We start from the raw sequence: 14,725 nt of genomic DNA, 5'->3' as shown, positions 1-14,725 counted from the left end.
ATTAATATTTATTCGAATAAAATTGACAATCGTTCTAGCAACCTTCTATAATAAAATCGAAATTAAATCGGTAATACGGGAGTAGGAGGAAACCATATGCGAGTTGAACAATGTACATTAAGTACCGCGGAACATCCTTTTCAAGTGACTGCCTATTGGTTAGACCAGATCAGTGACTTTGGGACGACGGTCGATTATCCTGTCATGATTATCTGTCCGGGCGGCGGCTTTACTTATCATTCTGGACGCGAGGAAGCGCCAATTGCTACCCGGATGATGGCTGCTGGAATGCATACGGTCATCTTAAATTATCAATTAGTTGCTGGAAATCTACTGGTCTATCCAGGGGCGTTACAGCAATTAGCTGCAACGATTGATTGGATCACCACCAAAGCGTCCGCTCACCATGTTGATTGCCAGCGGATTATTCTTGCAGGTTTTTCGGCTGGTGGACACGTGGTCGCAACTTATAATGGCGTTGCAACTCAACCTGCTTTACGAGCACGTTATCACTTAGATCGTTATCAGGGCCAGCACGCTGCTGTTGTCCTCGGTTATCCGGTAATTGACTTGACAGCTGGTTTTCCCATGACCGCCGCGGAACGGCAGCGAATTACAACCGATGACCATTTGTGGGCTGCGCAGCGGTTAGTGACGGCAGCTAGCAAGCCCGCATTTGTCTGGCAAACGGTGACGGATGAATTAGTACCACCCGTAAATTCGTTAATATATGTGCAGGCGTTGTTACAGTATCACGTTGCAACCGCGTATCATTTGTTTGGTAGCGGGATTCACGGTTTAGCGCTGGCCGATCATGTGACGCAGAAGCCTGGTAAAGCTAAATACTTGAATGAGCAAGCGGCAATCTGGCCGCAGCTCGCACTACGATGGTTACAAGAACAATCGTTATTAGCGGGTACTTTTTGACATAATCAGTGTGGCAATCAGTAGACTGACAAGCGGTCAACTGATTGCCATTTTTTGTCAACGATCCTGACACCGTTTAATTATCTGCGGTATAATAATACGAATAAGCTTATCAAGAGGGAGCGATTGAGATGGCAACGAATCAACACCTAGTCATTATTTCTTTAGATGCACTAGGGTTCCGGGATTTACGGGAACACCAAGCAGAATTACCTGTACTGAATGGTTTAATGACTGGTGGTACTTGGGTCAAGTCAGTGACGGGAATCTACCCAACGCTGACTTACCCGTCGCACACCACGATTATTACGGGGCAATATCCAAGCGTACACGGTATTGTCAACAATACTAAGTTACAGCCGACTCGGCGATCACCAGATTGGTACTGGTACCAAAAGGATATCCAAGTTCCGACATTATATGATTTGGCGCGCAAGCAAAAGTTAACAACGGCGGCCTTCTTGTGGCCAGTGACGGCCGGCAGCAAGATTACATATAACCTTGCCGAAATCTTTCCTAACCGCATTTGGACGAATCAAGTTTTGGTTTCATTGAAAGCGAGCTCACCGCTGTTCTTACTAGAAATGAACCATAAATACGGTCACTTACGCAACGGCATTAAACAACCACAGTTAGATGAATTTATTACGGCTTGTGCTGTTGATACCTTGACCCATAAAAAGCCGAACCTAACGATGATTCACTTAGTAGATATGGATAGTATGCGTCATCGCTATGGCGTGCGTTCCAATGAGGCTATGGCAGCTTTACACCGCTTAGACCGTCACGTGGGCCAGTTAATTGATGCGACTAAAGCCGCGGGGACGTTTGCAGATACCAACTTTGTCATTTTAGGTGATCATTATCAAATCAATGTTGATCATATGATTCACCTAAATACGTTATTTGCTCAACAGGGGTGGTTAACGCCACGCCAAGATCAGACGTTTGAAGATGACTGGTCCGTGATGGCGAAGACGGCGGATGGGTCAACGTACATTTATACTCGTCCAGGATTTGATCAGTTAGATGAACTAAAGACTTTGATCAGTCAAGTGGAAGGCGTTGAAACCATTATTACCGGTGATGCAGCTGCTTTACGTGGTGCTGATCCAACTTGTGCGCTGATGGTTGAAGCGAAGGAAGGCTATTACTTTACTGATGAAAGTCGGCGGCCAGCAGTGGTTGAGCCTGTTCATCCAGCAACACTCGGTCAACCGGACCGCTATCATGGTGTCCATGGTTATGATCCAACTAAGCCTGACTACCAGACAACGCTGTTATTCAATGGGCCAGCGGTCAAAGCTGGTGGAACAATTGAAACGGCCAATTTAGTCGATGAAGCACCAACCTTTGCTCGACTACTCGGATTGAACTTCGATGAGCCCATGCCAGGACAATGCCTCGATGAGATTTTTAAGGCCTAGATAAAAAGAGAGAAAGGAAAAGCGGGCGGACTGAAGTATCACTCATCATATGGTTAGTGATTATTCCGCCTCTGGTTACGATCAGAGGTTCCCGCGAAGTAACTTAATGAAATTTAATAAACAGCAGTGGGGTTGGATCTTTTACGATTGGGCCAACTCGGGCTATGGCATTATTGTCACAACGGCGGTGCTACCCGTTTACTTTAAGGCAGTTGCCCAAAGTAGCGGTGTGACGCCGGCTAATGCAACAGCTTACTGGGGTTATGCCAATAGTATTGGAACCTTGCTAGTTTCGATTTTGGCGCCCGTCCTAGGTGCACTAGCAGATTATCCCCATGCCAAGAAACGTATGCTCAACATCTTTTCGATACTTGGAATGGTGATGACGCTAGGGCTGAGTGTTGCCCCGACTAGTGCCTGGAAGTGGCTATTAGGTATTTATATTTTATCAATTATCGGTTATTCCGGTGGTAATCTGTTTTATGACAGTTTTCTGACTGACGTGGCACCAAACGATCAGATGGATCGATTGTCGTCATATGGTTATGGGTTTGGCTATCTCGGTGGTGTCTTGGCGTTTATCTTATTCTTGGTCTTACAATTAACCAGTGGTTTTGGTCAATTATCAAGCTATGGGGTCGCGCGGTGGAGTTTTGTCTTAGCCGCTGCGTGGTGGATTATCTTTTACATTCCTTTGTTGAAAAACGTTCACCAAAAGTACGCGTTAGCACCCAGTGCGCATCCGGTGCGTTCAAGTTTTCAACGGGTATGGTCGACTTTGAAACACATCCGGAATTATCGCGCTGCGGCGTGGTTCTTGGTGGCGTACTTCTTCTACATTGATGGAGTCGACACGATCTTTACAATGGCAACTTCGATTGGGATGGATATGGGAATTACGACGACCACGTTGATGATTGTCTTGCTGGTTGTTCAGCTAGTCGCGTTTCCGTTTTCACTACTTTACGGGTGGTTAGCGAATAAAACGTCGACCCGGACGGGCATCTTGCTTGGCATTATTATTTACTTAGGTATCTGCTTGTACGCGTTGCGGTTGAATAGTACGACGGATTTTTGGATTTTAGCCATACTAGTTGGAACCAGTCAGGGCGGGATTCAAGCGCTCAGTCGTTCGTACTTCGGTCGTTTGATTCCTAAGACTAGTGGGAGTGAGTTTTTTGGCTTTTACAACATTCTCGGTAAGTTTTCAGCCGTGATGGGCCCCGTTCTAGTTGGAATCGTGACTCAAATGACGGGTAAATCGACGATTGGTGCCGCTTCATTGAGCATTTTGTTTGTCGTCGGGTTAGTGATCTTTTTGGCATTGCCGCATTTGAATCAGACAAAGTCGGTTTAATTAAATACTAAGCAAAAATGACATTGAAACTTTTCAATGTCATTTTTTATACATACTGTTGGATCGTTGACCATATGATTATGGCTACTGTCTTTGTTGTAACTTTGGGTTATTGGTTGTGTTTACTTACGATTAGACTTTCACAATTTGAAAACTAAATAATACCTTCCTAGTGATTGCGGTTATTTGTTTTTGACCTTAAAGACTGCCGCGTTAATTAACATGATGAGAGCAAAATAAGTATCGTTGGTAAGTTTTGATTCAGTTCGGTTAATTAGCAAGGCATTTTAAAACTAAATTGCCTGTTCATTACTGGCGACTAATTATGCCAGGTATGAGAACAGGCTTTCGTTGTTAAAAATGATCATGATGAGGGCTTGATTGTCGATAAGTTTGGGCTTGCTTAGTGCGAACGTTACGAATTGCAAATAACGTATTATCAATCCGCGGGTGATGATGTGCTTCTAAGGCGACAACTTCATCAAGTAATTGATTGCCAGTTTGCCAGTCGCCAAAGTAGAGGGCCCAGATGCCCGACCAGAATTGCTGGCTCAAACGGCCATCCCAATTTAACTGATGACTGTCGATGGCAGCGAACTTTGTTTGCAGTTTTTTGGCCGATTGAAAATCATGAAAGTTCAATTCTCCTTGGAATAAAGAGCCATAAAAATCAAGTAAGTCATTGCTAACGTGAAAGGGATCACCCCAAGCCGTTTGATAACGGGCACAATTGGCCTCCATATGAGTCGTTAGTGGCGCTAATGCGGCTAGGCCGTCGACGGTAGTAATGATTGGAATCAAGACGGGTACCAATTTTAGTTCCTGCAAGGTCCAAGTCTTGGCTTGACGAAGATGGTCAAAAGCAGGCTGGGTTGCGGTTGTGACGCCGATTGAACGATGGTCATAGGATAGCAACAGAATACTGGCGTAGCTGGCAATAAGTTGTTCGTAGGCGTGGGGACTGTGTTGATGGTTGCGAATCCAGGCTGCTAGGACGGGAAAATTCTGTGTTTCGTAAGCGTGACGAATGGTCCAAAAGGCTTGGTCGTACGACGATGGCTGATAATTCTGGTGTATGAATCGTAACTCATCAGCTGAAATGGCCAAGTTATCCAGAATTGCAAAGAGCTTGCTGGCGCCAATATCGTTGGCGCCGCTTTCGAAGCGCGAAGCAAATGAACGTGAGATAATGCCGCTGTACACTTCTTTTTGGGTCAAGCCCTTCGTTAACCGAATCTGATGAATGGTTTCTCCGATTGTTGTCATCGCATTCTCCTTAATGTGGCATATATGCAACCTACTTACTAATTGTATCACGGTATTTGAGGGTAAGCTAAGGTCATTATCTTGATGGGAGATGGGTTAATGCGTGTTCTTTTAAAGAATCGGACACTTCAAACGATTGCTAGCGCGAACTTCTTCACAACGTTGGGTGTGAGCTTGTTCAATATCATTTTACTGACGTATGCTAAAGATTTTCCTGATCCACATTGGTTTGTTTCGATAGTTTCAATTGTGACGGTCGTTCCTTACGTGTTCGGGGGCTTGACAGGCCGATTAGCCGACCAGACACGTCGGAAGACTAACTGGCTGATTAGCACCAAGCTCATTCAGGCAGGGCTATATCTTGTGTTGGCCCTAATTATCAATCGACGAACTGCCAGTATCTTTTACACGGTCGTAGCGATTAACTTCATTTCAGACTTGCTGGGGCGCTATGGTGGCAACATCTTGACAATCGTTATTCAAGACCGTGTTACGCCTGATGATCGCCAACAAGTGATGGGAATTAATACGAGTGTCAGTACGATCATTGAACCATTAGGGCAGACGTTGGGCGTACTAATTATTGCATGGTGGCAGAATTACGCGCTAGCCGGAGTCGTTAACGCGCTGACCTTTATTTTAGCGGCAATTTGTTTATTGGTGGGGCGTTCAGCAATCCGCACGACACCCAAAGTGGCTGTTCAACCACGACATGATCGGGTCTGGCCCGTGATTCAACGGGTGATGATGACAACGACTGGGATGGGAGCGGTGAGTTATCTGGGAATTCTGATGATTTTAAACGTGGCGACGATGAGCAGTGATGCAATATTGAACTTGATGTTTATTGACTTGGCCCCCCGCATGCACGTGAGTTATTCAGCAGCGATTTTAATGGTCAACGTGATTTTTGTTGCTGGAAGTGTGTTAGGTGGCATCACTAAAAATACTTGGTTTGATCGGTTCTCATTGTTTCAATTGTTGCTAGCGGCGATTTTAGCACCAATGGTAACGTATCTGATCTTATTGGTATTGCCGCGGCTGCTCCTGATTCTTGGGGGCATGTTTGCGGTTGGGTTCATGAGTGGCAAACTAAATCCGAAGATGTTCGCCATTATGATGCCACAAATTGATCCACACTTAACGGGTACGGTTTTTGGAACCATCAGTTCGATTGTGACGTTGGCCGCACCAGTTGGTAGCGTTGGTATTGTCTTACTATATAACTTAGTTGGTGCAACGGCGGCGTGTTCACTAGTGATTGGTATGAGTGCGCTGGCGTTGATTTGGGCAGTGATGGCGCATCATGGTGATAGTATGCCTTTGAATAAAAATATTTAAAAAACATACAAAATTGGTATATGTATATAGGCGAAAGGTGAGACTGCTCATTAAAGAAATAGTATTCTAAAATGCTTTTTGAGTAGCGTTTGAAATATAAGCATGTTTCTTTAAATGATTAGTCCGTTAATGTTCAGGTCAAATTATTTAGAGATAGTGCCAAATTTTATTGATGTGGTAACTCGGGTAGGACGTGGTTCGTTGCATTCTACCTTCCTAGCATCAGCTCAGTAAAAAAAGCGTGTCCAACACTAGGTCAGTAGTTAACTGGCTTGGTGTTGGACACGCTTTTGATTAAATATTCAACTAAGACCGTTGTGATGGATTAGGTGAGTTTGAAGTGCATTAGTTAACCGCGAAACAGCGCCAAATGCGCCTTCAAGTACTTGCCCGTCACGCTAGCCGGATTTTCACTAACAACCCGTGGGGTACCAGTGGCGATAATGTTACCGCCATTGATACCGCCAGCGGGTCCCATGTCAATAACGTAATCGGCGTTAGCGATAACGTCGAGGTCGTGTTCGATAGCAATAACCGTTGCGCCCTGCTGAATCAGCTGGTCGAAGACTTTGACGAGTTGTTGAATGTCGAGCGGGTGCAAACCGACTGAGGGTTCATCGAAGACAAAGAGCGTTCCCGTTTGGCGTTTGCCGATGCGGGAGGTGAGTTTCAAGCGCTGAGCTTCACCGCCAGAGAGTGCCGGTGTACTTTCACCTAACAACAAGTAGCCTAGCCCCATATCATGCAAAATCTGGAGCGTATTAGCGATGGCGGCTTGATCTTTAAAAATCGGTAGTGCTTCGTCAACGGCGAGATCTAAAATATCCGCAATCGAATAGCCATGCCATTTAACGGTCAGGGTCTGCTGATTGTAGCGTTTGCCGTGACATTGTGGGCAGACTTCGGTGATGTCTGGCAAGTATTGCACATCTAATGAGATTTGGCCCGTACCACCACAAGTTGGGCAAGCCCCCGCAGCGACATTGTATGAAAATTGGCTAGCGGTCCAACCGTTTGCTTGTGCTACTGGGGTGGCGGCGAATAATTGGCGTAGGTGGTCGAGAATATTAGTATAAGTGGCGACCGTTGATCGCACATTTTTGCCGACGGGGACCGAATCGACGGTAACGACATGCCGAATGTGGCCGTTGTCGAAGGTCTTAACGTGAGTTGGTAGCGGTCGCTTTTGGGCTGTGGCTTGCAGTGCCGGAATCAAACTATCCAGTATGAGGGTCGTTTTACCAGCACCACTCATACCCGTGACGGTCGTGAAACGGTTCTTCGGGATGTGTGCCGTAATATCTTGAATATTAAAATGATGGGCGACTTCAATGGCGAGGGCGCCTTTTTGCCAGAGCGCATCGTCTGTCAGCACGGGACGCTCACGCAGCGTGGCAGTACCGGTGAGAAATGGGGCAATCAAGGAGTTTTTATCCTGCTTGATTGCCGCGACAGTTCCTTGGCCAACAACGGTACCGCCGTGTTTGCCAGCCCCCGGGCCAATTTCAATCACATCGTCGGCTGCACTGATAATACTAGTGTCATGGTCAACCACGACGACGGAATTCCCCTGAGCGACTAGTCCGCGGAAAGCTTTAATTAAGCCCGCCACGTTAGCGGGGTGCAGTCCCACGGAAGGTTCATCTAAAACGTATAGCACACCAGTCGTGGCACTTCGCAAGGTGCGTCCAAGTTGAATGCGTTGTAATTCACCAGTTGACAAGGTCGCACCGGGGCGACTGAGCGTGAGGTAATCGAGACCAAGTTCTTCCATGGGCTGCAGACTGAGTAACAGTTCATCGACTAGCGATCGCCCAAGATGGTGCATTTTAGTAGGGAGCCACGGGACAATCGTGGCCGCAAAGTCATGTAAGTCAGCGACGGTCATATCACTAACCGTTGCAATATTTTGGCCATTCAATTCGTAGTTAAGCAATTGCGGATTGAAGCGCGACCCGTGGCAGTCTGGACAAGTATCAAATTTATAAAAGCGATTCAGCCGAGTAATGGCCCGTTCATTTTTAGTTGTTGCCATGCTATCTTCAACGGCGGCAAAGGCATTCTCATAAACCGCGTTATCCATGTGAAAGATTTTGCCCTTAGAACTCGGAATGTTAATGGCGACGGTTTGTTTTGGGCCGTGTAGTACGCGCTGCTTATCAGCTGCACTAAGGTCTTTATACGGAATGTCAATAGGAATACCAATCTCACGCGCGACGATGGGCATAAAGTTACGACCAGGAAGGTGCCAAGAAGCGACAGCACCTTGTTCAATCGTCTGGTCTTCGTCGGCGATAATGAGCGTTGGGTCAATTTGGCGGACCTGGCCTAAGCCACCACAAGTTGGGCAGGCCCCGGCAGAGTTAAAAGCAAAATCTTCTGCGCCAGGTGCTCTGAATTCAACGCCACAAGTCGGACAAGTCACGTACCCGTCGTTTTCAGCCACATCGAGTGTTGGCGACATACGGTGACCATTGGGGCAAACTGCCGAACTGAGTCGCGAAAAGGCCAGTCGTAAGATGTTCAGGCTTTCCGACATCGTGCCGACAGTCGAACGGACACCTGGTACTTGTGGTCGTTGCCGGAGCGCGAGGGCGGATGGTAAGTATTGCACTGAATCAACGCTAGCTTTGCCGACCTGATTGATTCGTCGGCGGGTAAAGGTGGACAGTGCGTTTAAGTAACGCCGAGCCCCCTCCGCATACAGGACGCCCATTGCGAGCGATGATTTACCAGATCCACTACGACCGGTAATTGCAACGAATTCGTTAAGTGGAATATCGATATTTAAGTCTTTTAAGTTATTAACGTGTGCGCCCCGCACTTGAATGTGGGTCGGCAACGTGGTTTGTGGCATGGCTAAAACCCCTTTCGTGTCATCTTCTATGCTACAACAAAAAGGCGCCATTGCCTAAAAAAGCGGTGGCAGTATCTCGCGCCCAACGATTGAGTGAGTATGATAAACTAGGGCTAACGACTATTGGAGGGGGAGACGATGAGATGCAAAAGAAACGACGATTAAGTTGGCTGAGCGTGCTTGGGCTCTTAGCGGGATTTTGCTTGTGGTTTAGCTTATCAATGCAAGCGGCGGCCGATTATGATATCGATCAATACCGAGTAAATGTGGACATTCAACGTGATGGTAGCGCCAATGTGACGCAAGCAATGACCTATCAATTTGATGATGATTATCACGGGGTATTTAATGTTCAAGATTTGAAGGGGATTCGGGGGGCTCAGTTAGAAAGCGTCACAACGCAACTTAACAGTGGCCCAACGACGATTGCAACGGCAGGCAACACTGAGGCAAACAATACGTATCAATTAACGCAAAATGCTGATCGGATGCGCGTCAAGCTTTATCGACAAGTTCAAGATGATGATGAATTAAGGGTTGTTTATCGGTATCGACTGCAAGGTGTTGTGACTAATTATGCCGATACGGCCGAGCTTAATTGGAAAGTCATCGGTAGTGGTTGGGATGTTGCGTTGGACAACGTAAAAATTGTGATTCAACTACCAGCTAAAAATGTGAGCGCATTACAAGCTTGGACGCACGGTCCGTTGAGTGGCCAGACGAAGGTTGATCGGGCAGCTGGACGGGTCACGATGACGTTGGGGCATAATCCGGCGAACCAGTTTGTGGAAAGTCACTTACTGTTTCCAACGACAGTCACAGCTACGAATACGCGTACGAGTACGGTAAAACGGAAGGCAACGGTCCAAAAACAAGAAGCTAAGTTAGCGCAGGCGGCCAATGAAAAGCGGCGACGCAATCAATTATTGCGTCGCGGGTTGTTTGGTGTTGCCGTAGTTGTTTGGTTGCTGGTCATGATTGGCTATGCTTGGTGGTTAGCGCGGCATCCGGCCAAGCGACATCAACAGCCGATTCCCATTAACCATTCGTTTGATGTACCACCAGTAGCGCCGGCAGTCGCAGAATCGTTATGGGCGCAGAAGTCACCGAATACGGATGCTTTAACGGCCGAAATTTTACGGGCAGCTGCGAATCAAGAATTAACTATTGAGACGGTTGCTGGTAAACGAAAGCCAGATGTGCGGTTAACTCAGCTGAAACCAGTAACTAATTCATTTTTGGCGCACTGCTTTGATAAGGTGGCTGTCGACGGGCAGTTTCTGTTAACTGACCTTAAAAAATATGGTAAGCGTGATAAAGCGGGGCGGCTAGGTAAATGGTTCAGCAAGTGGCAGACCGAGGTTGACCAAGATGTCGCAGTCTATCAAGATGAAGCTAATTACCGGCTGCGTAATCAATGGCTGACGGCGGCGAATATCGTAAGTATTATGGGCGTCATTGCCACGGGTGCTGGTCTATTAGTTAGTTCGAAGGCTGTGATTTTGATGGCAGTTCCAGCGGTGGTGGTCGCGGTGGCTTTCTGGATCGGCTGGTTGATTCAACGGCGGCGGATTGCCATCAATACTGACGAAGGCTTGGAATTACGTAATCAGATCAATGGACTACGCCGCATGCTCAAGGATATTGGGCACTTTAATACGGCCCAAGTCGGTGATTTGATTTTATGGGAGCAAATTCTACCTTATGCTGCAGCGTTTGGACTGGCTGATCAAGTCACCAAGCAGTTGGCAATCGACTTTGGTACGGAAGCCCTAGCAACTGGGATGCTTGTCTATTACCCGCTCTTTTATGCGAATGGCGGCCTCGACTTTGATTTGTCTGGGGCAATCAACGATAGTTTCAGCGGTGCGTTGGATGCTTCAGGTAGCGCCAGTTCTTCATCCGGTAGCTCCGGCGGGTTCTCAGGTGGTAGTTCCGGCGGTTTTGGTGGCGGATCTGGTGGTGGTGCCTTTTGAGTAGTGTCATAAAAGGCTTGTACTTTAGTAGAATTATCGGTAGGCTAGGGGTAGTAAAGGCTTACATGAAATGGATGATTAGTAATGACAATTAAATTGATTGCAGCAGATATGGATGGGACCTTCTTAGATAACCATGGTGAATATGATCAAGTCCGCTTTGCAAAGGATTATGCAGCGCTAGCACAGCGCGGCATTCAGTTCGTGATTGCAAGTGGTCACCAGGCGATTGAATTAGCGACAACGTTTACAGACTATCCCGAAATGTGGTTGATTGGTGGCAATGGTGCAGAGTTGTGGCAACGTGCAGTGGGGTTGACCGCGACAACGTTTAGCCCCGCAGCGACGCGACAGGTACTAGCGGCGTTAGCACCGTATCCTGAATTACAAATCGCATTGTGTGGTACACATAAAGTCCATGTATTAGCGCATGCCAATCCACAATTTGTTGCTAATATGCGGGGCTATTACTATCAATTAGAGACGTGTGCGGATTTGACTATGATTACTGATCCGGTCGTTAAGTTTGATATTATCTGTCCACCAGCGATGACCGACCAATTAGTATATGAACTGACACCTAAATTAGCGGGAATCGCGGTTCCCGCTTCGGGCGGTCAGGGAAGTATGGACTTGATTCAACCAGGCATGCATAAAGGGCGTGCACTTAAGCAATTGGGGGAACGGTTAGGAATTAGTGCCGATGAGATGCTAGTCTTTGGTGATGGTACTAATGATCTTGAGATGTTTCACTATGCAACGCATGCGATTGCGATGCAAAATGCCCCGGCTAACGTACAAGCTAACGCAACGGCGATAACTGGAACCAATGCTGATAATGGCGTTTTAGCTTATATTGAGCAACATGTTTTGGCATAACTGATGGGTGGGGCTGGTACAACGGGCTGATTAGTTAAGCGCATCGTTAGTTCGTGTTGGTATTAATGAAAGTAGCGGTGATGGTAGCTTGCTTATGAAAATGATGAATCGTTTTCAGAAAGTGAGCTATGGTTTTGATTGCCAAACTGGTTGAAAGCATGCTAGAATTGAACTTATATAATTAACGACGCAGAGGTCTGGAAGGTTTGCTTAATTCCGACCTCTTTTCTATCGGACAATTTCACTTAAAAAAGAAGAGGTAATGCAATGCTCACCGTAAATAATGTTAGTATGCAGTTTTCAACACGTAAGCTTTATGAAGATGTCAATTTAAAATTCACGCCGGGAAACTGCTACGGCGTTATCGGAGCCAATGGTGCTGGTAAGTCGACGTTCTTAAAAATCTTGGAAGGTAAGTTACAGCCAACGTCCGGGACGGTCTCGATGGGACCTAACGAGCGAATGTCTAGCTTGAATCAAAATCACTTTGCTTTCGAAGATGAAGAAGTGTTAGCAACTGTTATTCGTGGTCACGAAAAGTTATACGAAATCATGACTGAAAAAGATGCGTTGTATGCCAAGCCTGATTTTAGCGATGAAGATGGGATTCGGGCCGCTGAATTAGAAGGCGAATTTGCCGAAATGGATGGCTGGAACGCGGAGTCGGAAGCGGACCAGTTGTTACAAAATTTAGGTATCGACGAATCAATGCAACACATGAAGATGAGTGAATTAACGGAACCCCAAAAAGTGAAAGTCTTATTAGGCCAAGCGCTCTTTGGTAGCCCTGATGTACTATTACTAGACGAACCGACGAACGGGTTGGACGTCCAGTCGATTAGCTGGTTGGAAGACTTTTTGGCTGGTTACGAAAAAACGGTCATTGTCGTTTCTCATGACCGGCATTTTCTAAATCAAGTTTGTACCCACATGTGTGATGTTGACTTTGGCAAGATTACACTATTTGTTGGGAATTATGATTTTTGGATGGAATCTAGCCAGTTAGCGGCCAAGTTACAAGCGAATGCCAATGCCAAGAAAGCTGACCAAATTAAAGAGTTGCAAGAATTCGTGGCGCGATTCAGTGCCAATGCTTCGAAATCTAAGCAAGCCACCTCACGGAAGAAACAATTGGAGAAAATTACGTTGGATGATATCAAACCATCATCACGTAAATATCCGTTCATTAAGTTCACGCCAGACCGTGAAATCGGTAATGACCTTGTGAAGGTCGAGAACGTCTCCAAGTCGATTGAAGGTGTCAAGATTCTTGATAACATTAGCTTTACGCTGCGTCCCAATGAAAAAACGGCGTTGATCAGCCGCAACGATTTGGCAACGACCACGCTGATGCAAATCATTGCTGGGTCGATGGAACCTGATAGTGGAACAGTGACCTGGGGACAAACGACTTCGCGGACTTATTTGCCTAAAGATATTAATGAAGAATATGCGGGCAGTGAATTGCCAATTATTGACTGGTTACGCCAGTTTGCATCGAAAGAAGAAAGTGATAATACTTTCTTGCGAGGCTTCCTAGGCAAGATGTTGTTCTCTGGTAGCGATGTTGAACGACCGGTGAATGTGCTGTCTGGTGGTGAAAAAGTACGGGGAATGTTATCAAAGATGATGCTTAGTCGGGCTAACGTCTTATTATTAGATGATCCGACCAACCATTTGGACTTGGAATCCATTACCGCACTGAATGATAGTCTGATTGATTTTAAAGGCGCCATCGTCTTTACTTCTCATGACCATGAATTTATTCAAACGATTGCCGACCACATTGTCGAAGTGAGTGCAAAAGGCGTGGTTGATCGTGGAGATACGACTTATGATGAATACTTGGCCCATGAAGCAACACAGGGCCGGGTGCAAGATCTTTACTAGTTAGTTGCTGAACCACGCGTTGTGCTAGTTACTGTTCGGGATGAATCATGATTAAAGCGTGCCAAACAGTTATGGTCAAAAGCAGCCAGCTTAGGCCCGCTGGAAACAGTTCGAGGTAGCGTAAACTTGCTTAGTTAGTGCGTCCTACGCCGACTTCCAGGCATTTCTGCCAATTGCTGGAACGCGGCGGACACAGATTTAAGCCGCAACCCACGTCTTAAATACTGGTCTTCCACTAACCAAGCAAAGGACGCTTGCTAAGTGGAATTTCACCGCTGAGCATTGGCCGAAACACCTTCCAGTCGGGACAGTATTCGAATGGCTGACAGGGATATACCCAACTTTTGCTGGATTCATCGTTGTTTTTCATAAATGGTAACTTTATCAATCAATTGTCAGACTGAAAGTGATATTGAGAGAACTCACTAATTCTGAATCAGCGTAGTAAGATTTAATCTCCCGACAAAGTGCTAATGCACCTAATGCTTTGTTTAAAGCTCAAGTATCAAAATAGTCAACGATAAATTGCGCTAAGTTCGGTGGCCGTTCATCCGCCATTCGAGCGGCTTACTGAAACGTGCTCGGTGCCACTGAAACCTGTGTTTGCTACGCCAATGGACTAATGCCAAGACCGCAGTAATCCGTTGGCCAGGCAATGCTCGGCTTCAACCCGTGACCCCTCACAGGCTTGAGACTGGAGGGGCTGGGTGACAATGCTCAGTAGCCAAATTATTCTTAGCTGGAAGTGACCTTCTTCCGGCTTAGAATAAGACTCGTATTTGAGATGACGCGGGTTGGGCGTTAG

At 46.4% G+C, this 14,725-nt stretch carries 9 protein-coding genes; 7 read left to right on the top strand and 2 right to left on the bottom strand.

The features are described 5' to 3' along the window. Window positions 1-96: 96 nt before the first annotated feature. The 3 genes from RXV91_RS05565 (at window position 97) to RXV91_RS05555 (ending at window position 3,711) form a co-directional block, all read left to right on the top strand. Window positions 97-927, top strand: a complete 831-nt coding sequence (locus RXV91_RS05565; protein ID WP_316439043.1) for an alpha/beta hydrolase — start codon at window positions 97-99, stop codon at window positions 925-927. Between the two features lie 131 nt (window positions 928-1,058). Then, complete coding sequence (locus RXV91_RS05560) at window positions 1,059-2,354, top strand: ectonucleotide pyrophosphatase/phosphodiesterase (protein ID WP_316439042.1); 1,296 nt, start codon at window positions 1,059-1,061, stop codon at window positions 2,352-2,354. A 106-nt stretch (window positions 2,355-2,460) separates the two neighbouring features. Further along, window positions 2,461-3,711, top strand: a complete 1,251-nt coding sequence (locus RXV91_RS05555; protein ID WP_003644782.1) for an MFS transporter — start codon at window positions 2,461-2,463, stop codon at window positions 3,709-3,711. Window positions 3,712-4,065: 354 nt separating this feature from the next. Here RXV91_RS05555 and RXV91_RS05550 read toward each other — a convergent pair whose 3' ends face one another. After that, the gene (locus tag RXV91_RS05550) at window positions 4,066-4,977 is read right to left on the bottom strand and encodes a helix-turn-helix transcriptional regulator (RefSeq protein ID WP_316439041.1); all 912 of its coding nucleotides are present in this window, start codon (window positions 4,975-4,977) and stop codon (window positions 4,066-4,068) included. Window positions 4,978-5,076: 99 nt separating this feature from the next. Here RXV91_RS05550 and RXV91_RS05545 point away from each other — a divergent pair, with 99 nt between their 5' ends. Beyond that, the gene (locus RXV91_RS05545; protein ID WP_316439040.1) at window positions 5,077-6,318 is read left to right on the top strand and encodes an MFS transporter; all 1,242 of its coding nucleotides are present in this window, start codon (window positions 5,077-5,079) and stop codon (window positions 6,316-6,318) included. Window positions 6,319-6,667: 349 nt separating this feature from the next. Here RXV91_RS05545 and RXV91_RS05540 read toward each other — a convergent pair whose 3' ends face one another. After that, window positions 6,668-9,175: an excinuclease ABC subunit UvrA gene (locus tag RXV91_RS05540; RefSeq protein ID WP_316439039.1), complete on the bottom strand. Its 2,508-nt coding sequence runs from the start codon at window positions 9,173-9,175 to the stop codon at window positions 6,668-6,670. A 143-nt stretch (window positions 9,176-9,318) separates the two neighbouring features. Here RXV91_RS05540 and RXV91_RS05535 point away from each other — a divergent pair, with 143 nt between their 5' ends. From RXV91_RS05535 to RXV91_RS05525, 3 genes are all read left to right on the top strand, one after another. Further along, the gene (locus RXV91_RS05535) at window positions 9,319-11,151 is read left to right on the top strand and encodes a DUF2207 domain-containing protein (protein WP_316439038.1); all 1,833 of its coding nucleotides are present in this window, start codon (window positions 9,319-9,321) and stop codon (window positions 11,149-11,151) included. 84 nt (window positions 11,152-11,235) lie between these two features. Then, the gene (locus RXV91_RS05530; protein ID WP_316439037.1) at window positions 11,236-12,030 is read left to right on the top strand and encodes a Cof-type HAD-IIB family hydrolase; all 795 of its coding nucleotides are present in this window, start codon (window positions 11,236-11,238) and stop codon (window positions 12,028-12,030) included. 267 nt (window positions 12,031-12,297) lie between these two features. Further along, the gene (locus tag RXV91_RS05525) at window positions 12,298-13,920 is read left to right on the top strand and encodes an ATP-binding cassette domain-containing protein (protein WP_316439036.1); all 1,623 of its coding nucleotides are present in this window, start codon (window positions 12,298-12,300) and stop codon (window positions 13,918-13,920) included. The last annotated feature ends 805 nt before the right edge of the window (window positions 13,921-14,725 follow it).

Source organism: Lactiplantibacillus sp. DA1 (assembly GCF_032681335.1).
Classification (GTDB): Bacteria; Bacillota; Bacilli; order Lactobacillales; family Lactobacillaceae; genus Lactiplantibacillus.
The sequence above is the reverse complement of the archived record's forward strand: the minus strand, read 5'-3'. Positions and strand labels throughout refer to the sequence as shown.